This is a genomic window from Streptomyces sp. AC627_RSS907, assembly GCF_019049165.1.
Window position 1 is genome coordinate 1 of record NZ_JAGMUE010000152.1, and the last position, 17742, is coordinate 17742.

General features: G+C 70.6%; 15 protein-coding genes and 3 pseudogenes. 12 read left to right on the plus strand and 6 right to left on the minus strand.

Annotated elements, in window-relative coordinates; translation table 11 throughout:
* Positions 1–396: 396 nt before the first annotated feature.
* The gene (locus KUM32_RS28685) at positions 397–1269 is read right to left on the minus strand and encodes an aldo/keto reductase family oxidoreductase (protein WP_217144882.1); all 873 of its coding nucleotides are present in this window, start codon (positions 1267–1269) and stop codon (positions 397–399) included.
* Positions 1270–1409: 140 nt separating this feature from the next.
* Here KUM32_RS28685 and KUM32_RS28690 point away from each other — a divergent pair, with 140 nt between their 5' ends.
* Positions 1410–1847 (plus strand): helix-turn-helix domain-containing protein, encoded by a 438-nt coding sequence (locus KUM32_RS28690; protein ID WP_254406298.1) that lies wholly within the window; start codon positions 1410–1412, stop codon positions 1845–1847.
* Between the two features lie 277 nt (positions 1848–2124).
* Complete coding sequence (locus KUM32_RS28695; RefSeq protein ID WP_217144884.1) at positions 2125–2277, plus strand: hypothetical protein; 153 nt, start codon at positions 2125–2127, stop codon at positions 2275–2277.
* 639 nt (positions 2278–2916) lie between these two features.
* Here KUM32_RS28695 and KUM32_RS28700 read toward each other — a convergent pair.
* Positions 2917–3501, minus strand: a complete 585-nt coding sequence (locus KUM32_RS28700) for a TetR/AcrR family transcriptional regulator (RefSeq protein WP_217144885.1) — start codon at positions 3499–3501, stop codon at positions 2917–2919.
* A 101-nt stretch (positions 3502–3602) separates the two neighbouring features.
* On the opposite strand from KUM32_RS28700, the gene KUM32_RS28705 reads away from it, so the two are divergent.
* Complete coding sequence (locus tag KUM32_RS28705; RefSeq protein WP_217144886.1) at positions 3603–4517, plus strand: NmrA/HSCARG family protein; 915 nt, start codon at positions 3603–3605, stop codon at positions 4515–4517.
* 142 nt (positions 4518–4659) lie between these two features.
* Positions 4660–5089 (plus strand): annotated as a pseudogene (locus KUM32_RS28710) (transposase); the annotation flags it as partial.
* A gap of 1227 nt (positions 5090–6316) precedes the next feature.
* Here the strand turns inward: KUM32_RS28710 and KUM32_RS28720 are convergent.
* Positions 6317–6604 (minus strand): annotated as a pseudogene (locus KUM32_RS28720) (PLP-dependent aminotransferase family protein); the annotation flags it as partial.
* 202 nt (positions 6605–6806) lie between these two features.
* Here KUM32_RS28720 and KUM32_RS28725 point away from each other — a divergent pair.
* The 3 genes from KUM32_RS28725 to KUM32_RS28735 all read left to right on the plus strand — a co-directional run bounded on the left by KUM32_RS28725 (position 6807) and on the right by KUM32_RS28735 (position 9755).
* Positions 6807–7385: a TetR/AcrR family transcriptional regulator gene (locus tag KUM32_RS28725; RefSeq protein ID WP_217144887.1), complete on the plus strand. Its 579-nt coding sequence runs from the start codon at positions 6807–6809 to the stop codon at positions 7383–7385.
* A 172-nt stretch (positions 7386–7557) separates the two neighbouring features.
* Complete coding sequence (locus KUM32_RS28730) at positions 7558–8439, plus strand: alpha/beta fold hydrolase (protein WP_217144888.1); 882 nt, start codon at positions 7558–7560, stop codon at positions 8437–8439.
* Between the two features lie 236 nt (positions 8440–8675).
* The gene (locus KUM32_RS28735; RefSeq protein WP_308408740.1) at positions 8676–9755 is read left to right on the plus strand and encodes a serine hydrolase domain-containing protein; all 1080 of its coding nucleotides are present in this window, start codon (positions 8676–8678) and stop codon (positions 9753–9755) included.
* A 43-nt stretch (positions 9756–9798) separates the two neighbouring features.
* Here the strand turns inward: KUM32_RS28735 and KUM32_RS28740 are convergent, their stop codons facing one another.
* Complete coding sequence (locus tag KUM32_RS28740) at positions 9799–10713, minus strand: LysR family transcriptional regulator (RefSeq protein ID WP_217144889.1); 915 nt, start codon at positions 10711–10713, stop codon at positions 9799–9801.
* Between the two features lie 308 nt (positions 10714–11021).
* Between KUM32_RS28740 and KUM32_RS28745 the strand changes: the two genes are divergently transcribed.
* The 5 genes and pseudogenes from KUM32_RS28745 to KUM32_RS28765 form a co-directional block, all read left to right on the plus strand.
* Positions 11022–11981 (plus strand): hypothetical protein, encoded by a 960-nt coding sequence (locus tag KUM32_RS28745; protein ID WP_308408741.1) that lies wholly within the window; start codon positions 11022–11024, stop codon positions 11979–11981.
* Positions 11982–12068: 87 nt separating this feature from the next.
* Entirely contained in the window at positions 12069–12944 is an 876-nt protein-coding gene (locus KUM32_RS28750; RefSeq protein ID WP_217144890.1) for a 3-hydroxyacyl-CoA dehydrogenase family protein, read from the plus strand.
* A gap of 648 nt (positions 12945–13592) precedes the next feature.
* Positions 13593–14504 (plus strand): GNAT family N-acetyltransferase, encoded by a 912-nt coding sequence (locus tag KUM32_RS28755; protein ID WP_217144891.1) that lies wholly within the window; start codon positions 13593–13595, stop codon positions 14502–14504.
* A gap of 379 nt (positions 14505–14883) precedes the next feature.
* The gene (locus tag KUM32_RS28760) at positions 14884–15489 is read left to right on the plus strand and encodes an ATP-binding cassette domain-containing protein (protein ID WP_217144988.1); all 606 of its coding nucleotides are present in this window, start codon (positions 14884–14886) and stop codon (positions 15487–15489) included.
* Positions 15431–15820, plus strand: a pseudogene (locus KUM32_RS28765) (hypothetical protein); the annotation flags it as partial. The gene KUM32_RS28760 and the pseudogene KUM32_RS28765, both read left to right, overlap by 59 nt.
* A gap of 51 nt (positions 15821–15871) precedes the next feature.
* Here KUM32_RS28765 and KUM32_RS28770 read toward each other — a convergent pair.
* Positions 15872–16675, minus strand: coding sequence for a DJ-1/PfpI family protein (locus KUM32_RS28770; RefSeq protein WP_217144892.1), 804 nt, complete (start codon positions 16673–16675; stop codon positions 15872–15874).
* Positions 16672–17712, minus strand: a complete 1041-nt coding sequence (locus KUM32_RS28775) for a GlxA family transcriptional regulator (protein ID WP_217144989.1) — start codon at positions 17710–17712, stop codon at positions 16672–16674. Before KUM32_RS28775 ends, KUM32_RS28770 begins: the two co-directional genes overlap by 4 nt.
* Positions 17713–17742 lie beyond the last annotated feature (30 nt).

The window sequence follows — 17742 nt, forward strand, 5'->3', positions numbered from 1 at the left end:
CCCGCCACCGAACACCGTCCACCAGCCGCCGACGACCCGGCGACCTGCGACTCACACCCGCCGCAGGAAGCAACGACTCCAACACAGACCACTGCTCATCAGAAAGATCCCCACGCCCCACAACGTGATCATCACAGCACGAGGCGTGGATCAGAATCCCGACCTAAAACACGGCCTAGGAACCCCCTTCTTCGGAGACCTCGACGCATACCCGGCCACTGACGCGGGGTCAGCTGCCACCGCCGGTGGACACAAGTTCCTGACGGTCGATGATCTGAAGTCAACCAGGTGAGGGCGAGTCGTCCTGCTCCGGCCCCGGTCGCGCGAAGGTGACCGGGGCCGAAACCTGAACGGTGGCTTCGGCCGTGCCTTGTGGGCCGTTCAGCTACGGGGCGTTCAGTGGCCGATGTCGTCCAGCTCGATCAAGTCCTCATGAGAGAGGGAGAGCCCCGCGCCGGCGATGTTCTCGCGCAGGTGTGCCGTCGATGACGTGCCGGGGATGAGCAGGATGTTCGGTGATCGCTGCAGCAGCCAGGCCAGTGCGACGGACATCTGTGTCGCCTTCAATCGAGCGGCGACCGCCGAGAGCGCCGAGGACTGAAGCGGGGTGAAGCCCCCGAGGGGGAAGAAGGGCACGTACGCGACGCCTTCGGCGGCGAGCCGGTCGATGAGTTTGTCGTCATGGCGGTGGGCGAGGTTGTACAGGTTCTGCACGCACACGATCGGCGCGATGCTCTGTGCCTCGGTGACCTGCTCATCGGTGGCGTTGCTGACCCCGAGGTGGCGGATCAAGCCCTGCTGCTGGAGTTCCACGAGCGTCTCGAACGCCTCGGCGAGCGAGCCGGGCTGGGGACCTTCCGCGTTGCCGAGTCGGAGGTTGACCAGGTCGAGTACGTCGAGCCGGAGGGACTTGAGGTTGTCGTGGACCTGACGGCGCAGGTCTTGGGGTCGCCGGGCCGTGGGCCAGCCACCCTGTTCGTCACGGGTCGCGCCCACCTTGGTCACGATGTGCAGCGACTCGGGATAGGGGTGCAGTGCCTCGCGGATCAACGCGTTGGTGACGCCCGGCCCGTAGGCGTCGCTGGTGTCGATGTGGGTGATACCGAGGTCGACCGCTTCACGAAGAACGGCCAGGGCACCCTCGCGATCGGTGGGCGGCCCCATGACCCACGGGCCGGCCAGTTGCATGGCGCCGTAGCCGAACCGGGTGACGGTCAGGTCACCCAGAGTCCGGGTTCCGCCGGGAAGAGAGATGGAGGGTGTGCTCATCCTGTTGCCTTTCGTCGTGCACTTGGGGGTGGCGCCTGCTGCCTCCCTGCATCAGCATTGGAGAGAAACTTCCTGTCGGGAAGTAGGCACTTGGAAGTGCGTAACCCACCCATCGGTGAGAGGTGCGATCAGTGACGACGATGAAGGCGGCCCAGAAGAGGGCTCAGGCCAAGGTGGAGTACAACGCGTTCCTGGCAGGGTGCCCCAGCCGGCAGCTGCTCGACCGAATCTCGGACAAGTGGGTCGTTCTGGTCCTGTGTGCGCTGGGCGGCGACAACAGCTCTGGCCAGCCCGGTGCAGCACACCCGGACGCTCCGAAGGCGATGCGTTACTCCGAGATCTCTCGTCTTCTGGCCGGGGTCAGCCAGAAGATGCTGACCCAGACGCTACGGTCGCTGGAGCAGGATGGTCTGCTCACCCGTACCGTGACGCCAACCGTCCCTGTCACCGTCTCCTATGAGCTGACCGACCTCGGCCTCTCACTCCACCACATGACGCGCGGGCTCAGAGACTGGGCGCAGACACACATGGCCGAGGTCCTCGCAAACCGGGAAAGCTACGACGCCCGCACCCCCTGAGGGCTTACATCCAACCGTCCAACAGCTCGATTTTCTCGGTGTTACACCGCTCGTTTGACAGACCCTTCCTACAGAGCCGCCTCGCACCTGCTGGAGTGAAGCGGATACCTGGAGCGCCGCATCCTGCCCGTCCGGAACCACGCCGCCCTCGCCCGGATGCCCGTGGAGGGGACGGAACGCCAGATCATCCGCTCCCGCCGATGCAGGCACGGCACGTGCCGTGGATCGCGCACGTGGGGCACGCCCATGGCGCGTACCGATTCGAGCTGTCCTTCTGGTGGCACGGGCGACGTGGACGAAGGACGTCACGGTCGCTGAGACGGCGACGCTCGTGAGGGAGTTCGTCGAGCAGACGCTTTCCGCCGAGCAGGACGGCACCGTCGTACCGGCCCCCCGCCGCCCAGCGTTGGACATGACGCTCCAGGCGTGACGTCATCCCGGTACGCGAGCGAGCCCGGACAAGCGGTCCCGGCTCGCTGACAGCAGCGGCGGGTGACGGCGTAGCCCGCATCGTTGACGGCGCGGGTCCGCACGTCGCGGTCGCACCACTTGGTGACGTCCGGCTGCAGCTCGGTGATGGTGCGCATCCGGGCTTCCCAGTCGTGTCCGGCCGGGCCGCGGCTGCCGTCGCATCCGATGCAGCCGTCCTCGCCGTGGATGTGGCCGGCCATCCAGGCGTTGACGGCCACGTTGACGATGACCGCGTACAGGTCGCCGCCGGTCTGCGCCAGAGAGTCCGGCACCCCGGCCAGGACCAGGGCGAGCTCCGGATTGTCGGGCGGCGGCATCGGTGCCCGCCCGGCGTCCTTCTCGCTGCCGCTCTCCTCGCAGGAGGCCCTGCTCTCGGCGAGGCGGTCGGCCGTGGCGGAGGCGTCGAAGTACCCGCCAGGCGGACCGCACCTGGATGCGGAGCCGCTCGGAAACGGTGGTGATCTGCGTCTCGGTCATGTCCTCCACGGCGCCGGCGCGAGGGCCATCCCCCGGCGGGCCAGCTCCGTGAGCGTCAGGGCAACGGCTTCCTTGAACGACGAGCGTTCGGCAGACTTCCTGTCACCAGTACCGAAGATCCCTAGCTCCCGGATACCCCAGCGATGCCGTGCTCAGGGCTGAGCCCTTCCACAGCGAGGCGGAAGAGGCGGTCGGCCTGGGTCTCGGGGTCCTTGTGGTGCTCGGTGGCCAGGGCGATGCCGACGGCGAGGGTCAGCAGGTCGTGAAAGGTGACGTGCGGTGCGACCGCCTTGTCGCGAATGGCCCGCTGGAGCAGGGGGGTTCCGGCCGCTGCGATTCTGTTGCCACAGGAGTGCGGGGAGGATTCCTCGGCGGGAGGCTCGTAGCTGAGGGTGTTGGCGAATCCGCGGGCTGAGACGGCGTAGAGGACGAGGGCGTGGAGCCACTCCAGGAGGGCCGTGCGGCCGTCCTCGGTCGCACTGAGCCGGTGGGCGCGCTCGCACAGGCCCTCGATGCGCTCCTGGAAGACGGCTTCGAGCAGGGCACGGCGGGTGGGGAAGTGACGGCGCACGGTCGCCGAACCGACGCCTGCGGTGCGGGCGATCTGCTCCAGGGATGCCTCGGCGCCGTGCGCGGCGACCTCGGCTTCGGCGACGGCGAGGATGCGCTGGTAGTTGCGTCGGGCGTCCGAGCGCTGACCGGTCATGATCTCCTCATTGCTAAACGGCGGGCCCCGCCATATCTTAGCGGCAGGCAAAGCGGCGGGCCCCGCCGTTTTCTTTCTCCGGCTCGTGAGGAGCGGCAACCATGCCCAGCAACAGCGGTACCGTCCTGGTCACCGGAGCCACCGGCCAGCAAGGCGGGGCCACGGCCCGCGCACTCCTGGCCGCCGAGGTGCCCGTACGTGCACTCGTACGCGATCCGCGGTCGAAGTCCGCCCGAGCGATCGAGGCGCTGGGCGCCGAGTTGGTGCGGGCGGATCTCTCCGACCGGGCCTCCCTCGGCCCGGTGGTCGAAGGGGTCCGCGCGGTGTTCTCGGTGCAGAGGCCGCCCATGACCGAGACCGGCGTGGACTTCGCGGGCGAGCTCGCCCAGGCCACCAACCTGGTGGACGCGGCGAAGGCTGCGGGAGTACGGCAGTTCGTGCAGTCCTCGACCAGTGGAGTCGGTGAGCACACCCGGGTCGCCGGCTGGGCCGAGGGCCGCTGGGCGGCGATGGCGGACTACTTCCACACCAAGCAGGCGATCACGGAGGCGGTGCGGGGTGCGGGCTTTGCCCGCTGGACGGTGATCAAGCCCGCCTTCTTCATGGAGAACCTGCCCCTGCTGGCACCCAAGGGGCCGCGCGGCGGACTGCTGACGGTACTGAAACCGGAGACCGAACTGGCCCTGGTGGCCGTGCGGGACATCGGCACGGCTGCGGCGCACGCCCTTCGAGACCCTGACCGGTTCCACCGGGTGGAACTGGAACTGGCCGGTGACCTGCGCACGATGGAGCAGATCGCGCAGACCTTGTCCGCCGCCTGGAGCGTGCCCGTGACCGCACCCTCCATGAGCCTGGAAGAGGCCCTCGCCGCAGGCATGCCGACGTGGGGAGCCGGACACGAGTGGAACAACGCGGTCCTCCAGCCCGCCCGGCCCGAGTTCGCCCGGGAGCTGGGCATCCCGGTCACCACCTTCGCCGAGTGGGCGCATGAGCAGCTGACACCCGTGTCCGGCTAGAAGGCTCATCAGGATCTTGGGGTTCTGGCCCGCGTGAGCGGAGGGGCCGGACTCATTTTCGTGGTGATGGGGGAATGGGCCGGGGGGAGCCGGTCGGGCCGGATGTGTGGGAGACCTGCCGGGAGTTGATCCCGGCCGGGGTGTGTTCGCGTTCCTGACCGAGCACCGTGGTGCGCTTCCCGGCGGAGATGTTCGCGGACATGTACCCCTCGGCGAACGGGCGACCGAGCATGCCGCCGCAGACGCAGATCCTGGCCGCGGCGATCACACTGCAGGCCCTGCGCGGGCTGCCGGACTTCGAGACGGTCCAGGAGCTGCGGTGTGACCTGCGGTGGAAGGCCGCGTGCGGGCTGGGCCTGCACGACATGTCGTTCGCTCCGTCGCTGCTGGCCTACTTCCGTCGCCGTCTGTCCCGCTCCGCCCGGCCCGACCGGGTCTCCGAGGCCGTGCGGGAGGTCGTGCAGGCCACCGGGGTCCTGCGCGGCAAGTACCGGCGGGCACTGGACTCCACGGTGCTGGACGACGCGGTGGCCTCCCAGGACACCGTCACCCGGTTCATCGCCGCGGTCCGCGCGGGCAAGACCACCATCACCACCGTCTACGCGGTGACCAGCCTGACCGCCGAGCAGGCCGTCCTCGCCCGGCTCGCACAACTGGTCCGGGACCACTGGAAGACCGAGGCACTGCACCACGTCCGCGACACCACCTTCGCCGAGGACGCCTCCCAACTGCGGACAGGCAATGCACCCCGGGCGATGGCGACCTGGCGCCATCTCGCCATCGGCGCCACGCGGCTGGGCGGCATCAAGGACACGGCCTCCGCCGCAACGCACGCAACGCCTGCCGCCCCCTCGCGCTCCTCGGCCTCGCGTGATCACAAACCGGACGTCATCCAGTCTTTGCCGAAGCCCTGAGTCCGACGGCTGAGGTTCATCTACTCTGTCGTCATGGCATGCAGGGTGTGTGGACTCGGTGGGCACAACAATCGCACATGTCCGGGTGAACACCCCATGTGTCCGAACTGTGGTAAGCCGACAGCCAACATGAGCGACTACTCCGAGCGACACGACAGCGATTACTGCTCTCCGTTCACCTCCTCCGATTGCTGGGTTGAGGCGCGGTGACAGCGCTTGTCTGTACAGGGTGTGACGATCCCGTCGAGAACGCGACTGACTGGGACGACGAGTCCCAGATGTGCAGCGCTTGTGCTGAAGTCAGCGGCGGGCCCACGTACTGCTGCGGCGTTATGTACGAGGATGGCGAAGACACCTGTAGGAGTTGCGGCGACCCGCTGTGAGGGACCGCTGTGCTCCCACGGTGCATCGCGGGCCTGCGACGCAACGCCCGCGATCCCCGGTGGCCCCGCGCACTCCTCGGCCTCGGATGATCACAAACCGGACACAACGCGACTACGCCGAGACCCGGCTCTTTGGCCGGCTCCGCCAACCGCCCCCCACGGGTTCCCCTGACGTCGCTCGCGCGGAAACCCTCACGCGAGCCGAACACCCCCGGCTGCGGCCGCTCGTTTCCGGCCCCGCCCTGGCCCTGACGACGGCCATGACCGGTCGCACGACGTACTACGACGACCTCGAAGGCGGCGGAGTGGAACTCCTCCGCAGTCGCTGCTGGACAGAGTGACCGTGCTCAGGGGATGGCCCGCGGCCACCGGGGCGGTGGACGGGCCATGAGGCGGGAAGAGGCCGGCCGGCACGGCGAGTGAGGAACTCTCCACCCCGACGAAGAGCGCGTCGGCCATGCCCGCCGCACCATGTTCCTCTGCGAGCCGGCCGGGCCGGTCATCAGCGGGCCACCGGTTGCCGCACAGGGGCGGGGCGGTCGTCCCGGGGCGGGTCCGGCAGGGCCAGGCACAGGGCGTCCAGGGCGGCGGGGAAGGCGTGGTCGGGCGGGGTGCCGTAGCCGATGACCAGGCCGTCGCGGGGCGGCATGGTGCTGGCGGGGTGACGGTAGGGCCGCAGTCCGTCGAGGGCCGGCCCCTGGCGGCGGGCTGCGCGCAGCGCCGCCTCCTCGGTGTTCGCCGGGAGTTCGAGGACGGCGTGCGGCCCGGCCGAGATGCCGCTGACCCGGACGCATCACCAGGCGCAGCGTTCGGGCAGGTCACGCCACGAGAGGCCGGTACGGATCTGGTAGATCACCCGTTGACGACCTGCCGCTCCGACACGCGCGGCCGGCCGGGCGGCCCACGGTGTCTGCGTCCGCTGCGCGACAGGGCGTGGTCAGGCCGCAGCCTTCTTTCTTGAGCGATCGATCCAGATCGTTTACGGTGGAGGCATGGCAAGGACCCGGGAGTTCGACACCGAGGCGGCGGTGAGCCGCGCCATGGAATTGTTCTGGACGCGAGGCTACGAGGCCACCTCGGTGCGCGACCTGACCCAGCACCTGGGGATCGGGCAGGGGTCCCTGTACGCCGCGTTCGGCGACAAGGACGGCCTGTACCGGGCCGCGCTGGAGCACTACCGCACCACCCTCGCGGCGGCCGCCCTGCGCAGTCTGGAGGAGGGGGCGGACGCCCGCTCGGCGATCCGTACGCTGCTCACGGAACGGATCCGCATCGCCGTCGGAAACGGCGGCCAGGGCTGCCTGGCCGTCAACGCCGTCTGCGAGCGGCTGCCTCAGGACGCGGCGACCCGGCGCAGCGTGCGCGACATGCAGGACGCGAGCCGGGAGGCGCTGACCGAGGTGCTGCGGATCGCGAGGGAGCGGGGCGAGATCGCGGCGCGACACGACCCGCACACGGTCGCCGCGTTCCTGGTCACCTTCCTCAACGGGCTGCTGGTCTCCTCGAAGATCACACCGGACGCGCACGCCCTCGAACCCCTCGTGGAGGTCGCGCTGTCCGCTCTCGACTGAGAGGGGTCCCGCGGCCCCGGCCGGACGTTTTTCATGCCTTGAATCTGTAACGCTCGATAAAGAAAATGCCGTCCGGTCGCGCCGGCAGCACCCCCGTCAGCTCCGACGGTCCGAGCCGCCTGCCGGCCTCATCAGCCCACCAACACCCGTCCAGGACAGGAAGCACCACGTCATGATGTACGACCACACCACCACGTCCCTGCGCACCGGACGTGCCGCCGTCAACGGAACGAGCCTGCACTACCGGACGGCCGGGTCCGGCCCCGCCGTGGTACTGCTGCACGGCGTACCCAAGACCGGCTACCACTGGCGCCACCTGGTCCCGAAGCTGACGCCCCACCACACCGTCGTCGTGCCCGACCTGCGCGGTCTCGGCGACTCCGCCCGCCCCGCGGACGGTTACGACTCCGCGACGATGAGCGACGACATCGCCGAGCTGATGGCCCGCCTCGGACACGAGACCTACGCCGTGATCGGCGAGGACTGGGGCGCGGTGATCGGCTACCAGCTCGCCGCCCGCCACCGTGACCACGCCACCGCCCTCGTCTTCGCCGAGGCGCTGTTCCCCGGCTTCGGCTTCGAGGACCACACCGCCCTCACCCCCGAGAACGTCTCCAGCGGCATGCACCTGTGGCACCTGGGCTTCTACTTCCAGCCCGACGTCCCCGAGATGCTGATCGCCGGGCACGAACGCGAACTGATCACCTACATGATCAAGAACGAGCGCAGCCACCCCGACACCGCCACCCCCGACGCCATCGAGGAGTACGTGCGCTGCTATTCCATGCCCGGCGGCATCCGCGCGATGCTCGCCGTCTACCGGGCGATGCTCACCGACGCCGAACAGAACCGGCAGGCCGCCCGGAAGAAGCTGGACATCCCGGTACTGGCACTCGGCGGCTCCGCCTTCATCGGCGCACGCAACGAGGACCAGGCACGGCTCGTGGCCCACAACGTCACCGGGCACGTCTTCGACGCGGGCCACGACCTCGCGGAGGAAGTACCCGACGAGATGGCCGACGTGGTCCTGCCGTTCCTGGCAGCGCACCGGTAGCCGACGTCCGTCCGCCGGGGCCGGAGGGCCCGGCGGACGGAACCGGTCACCGCACGCGGCTTCACCGACCTGGGAACATCACCGTGACACATCGTCCGATGCTGACCACGGGCGTCCGCTCGGGTTTGGTGTGGCCGCGCGGCTCGATGCGGCTGTTGATGTCGGCGGCTGTAGCGGCTTGACTCGGCGTCGGCGTGCGCATCCGCACGCCGTGCCGGGTGACGAAGGAGTGGACCGTGGACCGACGAAGGCTGCTGGGTTCGGTGGCGGCCGCGGCCGGTGTGGCGCTGATACCAGGCAGGGCCATGGCGACCGGGGACAGTCTGGCCGCGCAGGTGCGGCCCTACCTCGACCGCGCGCTGGCCGCCGGCGCCCCGGCCGCGGTGTTCGGTGTGATCCGCGGTGGCCGGCGCTATGTGGCCGGTGCCGGTCAGGACGGCCCCGCCCCCGACGGCAGAACCGTCTTCCAGCTCGGCTCGATCGGCAAGACGCTCACCGCCACCGCGCTGGCGCGCGCGGTGGGCGAGGGCACGGTGCGCCTGTCCACGCCACTGAGCCTGCCGTCCGGGTTCGCCGTCCCCCGCGGTGAGACCCGGCGGATCACCCTGCGCGACCTGGCGACCCACTCTTCCGGCCTGCCCAGTCTTCCCGCCAACCTCCTGGCCGGGGCGGACCCGTACAACCCGTACGCCCACTACACGCTGGAGGACCTGGCCGCCGGTCTGCCCCAGACCCCTCTGGGCCACGAGCCGGGCAGCGCGTACGCGTACTCCAACCTGGGCTTCGGGCTGCTCGGCCAGGCGCTGGCCTTCGACGGCGTGGACGCGATGCTGCGGCGCCGGGTGGCCGCACCACTGGGCTTGTCGGACACGACCACGACCCTGCGGCCGGACATGGCCTCACGCAAGGCCGTCGGCCATATGGCCGGGGAGGTGGTTCCCGACTGGCGCGACGGCGTCCTCAGCGGTGCGGGCACCTCGATGTACAGCACCGCCGACGACATGCTCCGGTACCTGGCGGCCCAGCTCCATCCGGAGCGCTCGCCGCTGCGGGACGCGATCGAGCTGACGCAGCGTCACCACTTCACCGATCCCGTCACGGGCCTGCGGCTCGGGCTGGGCTGGCACTTCCGTGCGCCGTCCGACGGCCGGACGGTGACCTGGCACAACGGCGGCACCTTCGGCTTCAGCAGCTGTGCGGCGTTCGAGCGGAAGAGCGGAACGGCGGTGGTGGTGATGGTGAACACATACAGCGATGCCGCACGTACGTTTGACGCATTGGCCTTTGCTCTGCTCGACGACCTGGTCGGCTCCTGAGCCCTCCGCACTGAACCGGCTCAGCGAGTCACTCCGCACGAGCTCAGGTCCGTCGGGGCCGCGGGCCGGCGACCGCCTCCAGCAGGCGGGTCACCGTCGGGTCGGCGTCGGCTCGGCGGATGGCCTGCACGGTGGTGTCCAGCAGTCCGGCGTCTCCGCGCAGCGCCAGGAGGGTCACGCCGTCGGCGGCGAAGTGCTGGACACCCTCGGGTAGCAGGCTCACGCACAGGCCGGCGGCGACGTAGCTGAACAGGCCGCTCAGGTCGTCGGCCAGGACGAGGCCTCGGGGCGTGAAACCCGCGCGGTGGCAGGCCAGGTGCACCTGCTCGGCCAGGACGGGCAGGGCTGTCGGGTCGGGCATCGCGAAGTCCTCGTCGCGCAGCTGCGCGAGGGCGATCTCGCCGGCGGTGGCGAGGCGGTGGGTCTCGGGAACGGCCGCCTGGATGCGCTCGGTCGCCACGACCGTGCTGACGAGACCGGCGGGCAGCCGGGCCGGATCGCGTACGAAGGCGAGGTCGAGCGCCCCGGTGCGCACCAGGTCGGCGACGGCCTCCGCGGCCCCGTGGTGCAGCTGCACCCGCAGCCCCGGGAGTTCTTCGGCGACCGTGCGCAGCATCGCGGGCAGGTGGAGGTGGCTGAGGAGGCTGACGTAGCCGATCCGGATGTCGCCTTCGACACCACCGGCCACCCGGCGCACCCGTGCGACCGCGGCTGTCTGCAGGTCGAGCAGCCGCTGCGCGTCGGCGGCGAAGACCTCACCGGCGGCGGTCGGCTTCGCGCCGCCGGGGCCGCGTTCCAGCAGGCGCACGCCGAGCATCCGCTCCAGGCGCTGGATGGACTGGCTGAGCGGCGGCTGGCTCATGCCGAGCCGCTCGGCGGCCCGTCCGAAATGCCCTTCCCTGACCACGGCGAGAAACTGCTCGAGGAGGCGCCGCGACAGGGCAATATCATCAGCCATATCTTCCATGCATGGATCATATATTGGACAGACCTTGGTCGGCGGGTGTGGACTGCGTCGTACACAGCCCGGAGGCACGGGCGCCCGTCCGGCCCCGTTCGGCGTGGTCGGTTTCGCGTCTTCCCCGCGCCCGTTCGCCGGGAGCGGTTCCCGTGAGCGGTCGGGCCCGCCGGGCTGTCTGGTTCTCCTGATTCGTCTGGGGTGATTTTCATGGCGGTCGTGACGATCGTCGGTGCCGGCGTCATCGGCATCTCGTGGGCGCGCCTGTTCGGCGAGGCCGGCTGGGAGGTCCGGGACGGAGGGCTCAAGTGACCGGGGACGTGACCGGGGCCGGCCCGGCGGGCGCGGGGACGGAGCGCCGGTATCTGCTGGTGCTGCAGCCGTTCCCGGGGCGCGTGCTGAAGGTGGGCATCCCGGACGGCGGGGTGCAGACCCTGGTCGACGACGCCGGCGCCGCGCCGGACGGTGTCGTCGTGGAGTCCGGCACCGTGTACTGGACCACGATGGGCGCCCCCGAGGTGGATCCCGGCACGCCGGGCGAGGCCGGCTACGACTTCTCCCGGCGCAACGGCGGCGTCCATGCCTGGAGCCCGGACAGCAACGTCCGGCGCGGCGTCGTGGCGGCCGGGGCGATGACGACCGGCAAGCAACTGGCCTCGGACGGCGCCGGCACGCTGTACTGGGGCGACCGGGAGGGCCACCGGGTCAGCCGGGTCCGCACGGACGGCAGCGGCCTGAGCGACCTCGTGGTGACGCCTGCCTCGGAGGGGGTGCTGGGCGAGTGCGTCGGCGTCGCCGTCGACCCGGCCCGCGGATACCTGTACTGGACGCAGAAGGGCCCGGCCAAGGGCGGCCAGGGCCGCATCCTGCGCGCCGGCCTGGACCTGCCCACCGGCCGGAGCGCCGAGCACCGCACCGACATCGAGGTGCTGTGGAGCGGCCTGCCCGAGCCCATCGACCTGCACCTGGAGGGCGACTGGCTCTACTGGACCGACCGCGGAGCCGCCCCGCACGGCAACACCCTCAACCGGGCGCCCGTGCCCGCCCCGGGCGCCCTGGGCGGCGCCCCCGAGATCCTGGCCGGCGGCTTCTCCGAGGCGATCGGCCTGGCCGTCGACGGCGAGGCGGGCCTGGCCTACGTCGCCGACCTGGGCGGACACATCCGCGAGGTCCCGCTGCCCGACGGCCCGGCCGCCGGTCGCCCACCGCGCGAGGTCGCCGCGCTCGGCACACCGCTGACCGGGCTGTGCCTGCTGCCCGCAGCGTGACCCGGCCCGGACCCTGGCAGCAACCAGTTCTTGGCAACCATACGAGCCACCACCGACGAGTGGTGTGGCAGAGGAGATGAGCAGCAGATGGGTTTCACCCTTCCCACCGATGTGGAGCAGCGGCCGGTGGCCGTCATCGGCGCGGGCACCCTGGGGCGCCGGATCGCGCTGATGTTCGCCACCCGCGGCGGCGTGGTGCGTGTCTACGACAAGTCGCAGCCCGCGGGCGAGGCGGCGAAGGCGTACGTCGAGGAGAACGTCGCGGAGGTGGCCGGCCGCGTCGAGGGCGGCACACCGGGGCGGGTCGAGGTGACCGACGACCTCACCGAGGCACTCGCCGGGGCCTGGTTGACCGTCGAGGCGGTCCCGGAGCGGCTTGAGCTGAAGAAGAGCGTCTTCGCCGACCTGGACGCCATGGCCGAGCCCGACGCGATCCTCGCCAGCAACTCCTCCTCCTATCCCACCGGCCAGTTCATCGACCGGGTCGGCCGCCCCGAGCGGGTGGTGAACATGCACTTCTACATGCCGCCGGTGCAGAACGCGGTCGACCTGATGTCGGACGGGCAGACCGACCCGGCGGTGCTCGCCTTCCTCAAGGAGGAGCTGCCCAAGTACGGCGTCTTCCCGTTCGAGGCGCGGAAGGAGTCGACCGGCTTCATCTTCAACCGCATCTGGGCGGCCATCAAGCGCGAATCCCTGGAAGTGGTCGCGGAGGGCGTCTCCACCCCGCAGGATGTGGACCGGATGTGGGAGATCAACATGGGCACCCCGGCCGGCCCGTTCCGGATGATGGACCATGTCGGCCTGGACGTCGTCCTGGACATCGAGGAGCACTACGCCGCCGAGCGCCCCGGCCTGCCCGCCGGCCCACGTGAGCTGCTGAAGAGGTACGTCGACGCGGGCCGTCTCGGCGTCAAGACCGGGCAGGGCTTCTACGACGACTACGGCAGCGGCAAGGGCTGACCCGTCCGGACGCCCGGGTGCCGGCGTCGCCACAGGACGGTTCCGCTCTTCGACGAACGCGGCGAGCCCCACGGCACCCGCCTGGGCACCTTCCGCCGGGTCGTCGAGCGGACGATCTCCTGGCCGCACGGCTTCCGTCACGGCGCCCGTCGTGCCGGTGTGGGACCGGCTGACGCCCCCGTCTCCCGCGGCCATGCGTGAGCTGATCGCCGAGCGTGCCTGGCCGGCGGTGTTCCTGCCGCCCGGGTAGTCCCGCGGCCTCGACCCCGTCGAGTGAGAGTCGGCGCGACACGCTGCGTCGGCAACTGACCGGCTGGCCCGACCACGCAGGCAGCCCGGTCCCGGTGGTCCGCGGTCTTGGCTCACCGTCGTACGCCGACGTCGTCCGCGACCGCTCACCGCCGACCCGCGCGACATCGTCCTCCTCCTGCTGGGCGACTTCGACTGCCGGGTGAGAACGTCGAACGGGACCGGGTGACGCGCACGGGCTGCCGGTGCCGGACCGCGCGCGTGAAACGTGCTCAACTGCACCCCGGCCAGTGTTCTTTGTGCGACCGGTACGCGCCCGCGCTGGACGGGGTGAGGGCGCGTGGCTGAAACCTGCTGAGGAAGCGGTCCCCGAGCCGAGGTCGTCCGGGACCATGAAGCATGGCCCTGGACGACTGGCACCTCACCCAAGACGTCGACGACTTCCTCGCCCGAGCGGGGGAGTTCCTGTGCTCGCGCGCCGCCCTGCACAACACGCCGCTGACGGACATCGAGAAGCTGCGGATGCGCAGGGCGGCCGATCACGACGCCGAAGCCGCCGTTCTCGGTCGACTGGAGGCAGAGGGCGAGGTCCGCGCGATCTTCTATCTCACTTCCCGCGGCCGCCTGGGCCTCACGCCTCTCTCCGTCGACCAGACCGACACCCTCGCCGCGCACCTGGCCGGCCTCGGCCACTCACCCGCCAATGTCATCGCCGACCACGACACCGCGGGTGCCTTCGCCGAGTCGTGGCAGCGGCACACGGGCGCGGCGTCGGCACCCTTCTGGCGGACGCGTCTCTACCGTCTCGGCGCGCTCACCCCGCCGCAGCCGCGCCCGGCGGGCCAGGGGCGTCTCACGGACGGTAAGGACCGGGACCACGTCGTGCGCTGGTGCCGTGAGTTCTGTGTCGACGTCGGGGAGCAGTCCTCCATCGACTTGATCGACGCCGGCTCCTGGGAGGAGTCGCGTTTCGGCGACAGGCACTTCACGTTCTGGGAGAGCCCGGAGGGCACCCCCGTCTCGATGGCGGCCGCGACCTCGCTCGTCGGCGGCATGGTCCGGGTGGACCCCGTCTACACCCCGGCCCACCTCCGCGGCCGTGGCTACGCCGGAGCCGTGACGGCCGAGGTGAGCATGGCCGCGCTGGCCGCGGGGGCGTCGGACGTCGTCCTGTTCACGGACCCGGACAACCCCACCAGCAACGCCCTCTACCAGCGCATGGGGTATGTCCACGTCGCCGACTTCGCCGGATACAAGTTCTCCTGGCCTGACTCTGCGGGGGGCCTTGGGGATCCCGGCGGGGCAGCGTGATCAACGGGCACGCCCGGCTCTGCCGGCGGGACGAGGACTTCGCCGACCGGTACCCGCTCGACGGCCGCCCGGGGCTCTCCCCCGCCCAGCCGGACACCGTTGGGCCAGGCCCCTTGCCACTGGCGGTGACGCCGTCTGCTCCAGCAGCCGGACGCCCCCGTTCACCCGTCCTTCCGCGCCGACGCCGTGCACTGGCTGCCTCGGGTGCCGGCAACCGGGGCAGCGCAGCCGGTTGACCGCCGCCCGTTGATCGGCGACCTCACTCGCTTCACCGTTTCGGGCGGTTTGGTGATCAGATTGTGGGCCTGCCCGTTTCCGTGTCATCACACTTGCGGTTGACATGACGAGAGTGCTTGCCGGACGGGCTGGGGGCGGCGCGGTGGAAGTAAGCGGGGTGCATCACGCCTACCGTCGGCGGGCGGTCCTGCGGGGTATCGACTTTCGCCTCGGGCCCGGTGCGCTGGCCGGGATCGTCGGCGAGAACGGTGCGGGCAAGACAACCCTGTTGAAGATCCTCGCCGGTGAACTGCGTGCGGACCGTGGCACGGTGCGTCACCGGGGGCGTTTTGGCTACTGCCCCCAGGATGTGGTCCTCAACGACGCCCTGACCGTCCGGCAGCACCTGGAATTCTTCAGGACGGCCTTCGCGCTGGCCGACCTGCGTCACGCCGAGAAGGTCATGGAGGCGCTGCAGTTCTCCCAGTACGTCGATGTGCGCGCCGGGGTGCTCAGCGGCGGGACCCGGCAGAAGCTGAACCTCACGCTCGCGCTCATGCACGATCCGCAGGTTCTGCTGCTGGACGAGCCGTACCAGGGCTTCGACTGGGACACCTACCAGCGGTTCTGGGAACTGGCTGCCCAGCTGCGCGACGCCGGCCGCTCTGTCCTGGTGGTCTCCCACCTGGCCTACGACACCGAACGCCTCGATGAGCTGTGGCGTCTGGAGGCGGGGGCGCTGCGCCTGGAGACGGCGGCACCGGCATGAGGCACACCTGGACCTGTTCACCACAGCCACCCGGTACGACCTGATCGAGCACGCCCGGAACCGGTTCGCCGTGCTGCTGGTCGTCTTCTTCATTCCCACCTGGCTCGGCCTGGTCCACCTCACCATCCCCGACAAGGCGGCCCCCTTCCGTCTGGCCTCCACCGGAGAGAAGCCGGCGCGCGCCGGCACTGAGCTGACCCAGATCACCGGGGTCCTCACCGCCGTCACCCTGGTCACCGGGTTCATGATGTTCGCCGCCACCTTCACCGGCGGGCGCTTCGACCGACGCCTGGCCATGGCCGGCTCCCCCCGGACCCATCTCGTCCTGGCCGACGGAGGAGCAGCCGCCGGGTTCTTGGCGGGCCGCGAGGGTCCCGTCCGCTCATCGGCTCATGCGCATAAGCGCCGGCGTCCCCTGTACCTGTGACGCGGCGAGCAATCGCAGCGCGTGTGCCTTCAGTTGGGGACTGGCCTCTGCGGCGTTGCCGGAGTCGAAGGGGGGATGAGGGTCGTATTCGACGGCGAGTTGGATGGCCTTCGCTGTGTCGTCGTCCGCGATCAGGGACGCGAGGTACAGGGCCATGTCCATTCCCGCCGATACCCCGGCCGCGGTGATGATCTTTCCGGAGCGTACGTGGCGCTGTGGCAGGTAGGTGACGTCGAACGTGGACTGGAGGTAGTCGGCGGAGGCCCAGTAGGTCGTCGCCTCCCGGCCGTGCAGCAGGCCGGCCGCGGCGAGGACGAGGCTGCCGGTGCAGACGGAGGTGGTCCACTGGGTGTGGCGGTGGATCTTGCGGATCCAGCGCAGGAGCGCCTGGTTGTTCATCGCCCCGGTGGTGCCGCGGTTGCCCGCGCCTGGCACCAGGAGGACATCGAGACGGTCGACCTCGGCGAGGGAGCGCTCGGCCAGCACGGCCACGTCTGCCGTGTCCGTGCGGACGGCTCCCCGTCTCTCGGCGATCATGGTCACGGTGGCGTCCGGCAGCCGGGACAGGATCTCGGCCGGGCCGGTGGGGTCCAGCAGGCTGTAGCCGTCGTACAGCAGGATGCCGATGTTCGGGCCCGTGCCGCCGCCGTGCGGGGCCGCGTACGCCGCTTCGGTACGGGCGGCCGCAGCCGTGGCCGCGAGCGCGGCGGTGGCCACGGTCCCGCGCAGGACGTTTCTGCGTGTCGTGGAATGGCTCATGGGCCCGGAGTCTTCTGTCCCGGAGCGGCATGTGGGGGTGGCATGTCCGGCATCCTGCGAAGTCTGTCCCCCGTGACCCCGTAGTGGTCGAGGAACGCCTGCCGCAGCGTCTCCGGCGACCGGAAACCGCAGCGCCGGGCGACTGCTGCCATGGACAGTGCGCTGGAGCGCACGAGGTGCGCCGCCGCTTGGGTGCGTGCCGCGCGGACGGCCCGCGCGGGAGTCGTACCGAGGTGTGCGGTGAACAGGCGGGTCAGATGCCGTGGGCTGACCCCCGCCCGGGCCGCCAGGGCCGCGGGGGTGAGGTCTTCGGCCAGGTGGCCGGCGATATGGCCCATCAGGTCCCGTACCAGCCGGTCTTCCGGCGGCGGTGCGGCGAGGAACATCGATATCTGGGCCTGGTCGGCGGGCCGGTGCAGGTGAGTCACGAGTTCGCGGGCGACGGTCCGGGCGAGCGTCGGACCGTGGTCGTCCTCGATCAGGGCCAGTGTCAGGTCGAGGGCGCTGGTGACCCCGGCCGAGGTGTAGACGTTTCCGTCGCGGATGTAGAGGGGGTTCGCGTCCACGGCCACGGCGGGGTGGCGCTCGGCGAGCCGGTCTCCCCATCCCCAGTGGGTCGTCACCCGTCTGTGGTCGAGCAGTCCGGCGGCGGCCAGCACATAAGCGCCGGTGCAGACCGAGGCCACACGCCGGCTGTGTGCGGCCAGCCGTCGCACCTGGCCCAGTAGTCGCTCGTCCGCCGCCGCGTCCTCGCAGCCGACGCCGCCCACGACGATCAGCGTGTCCAGCCGCCCCACGACCGCCTCCAGGCTCTGCCCGGCTGCCAGCAGGATCCCGGCCGAGCTCCGGGCGGCCCGGCGGCCGAGGGTGCCCAGCTCGATGGCGTAGGGCGGCTGTGCGCCGTACCGGTTGGCGATGTCCAGGGCGCCGCTGGGACAGGCGATGTCGAGGATCTGCGCGTCGTTGTAGGCGACGATGAGAACGCGCCGCTGGTCTCCCCGCCGGCTCCCGGGACGGGACGTGTCGCCCGTCGGCAGGTACGGCTCGGTCGACTTCCGCTGCTCATC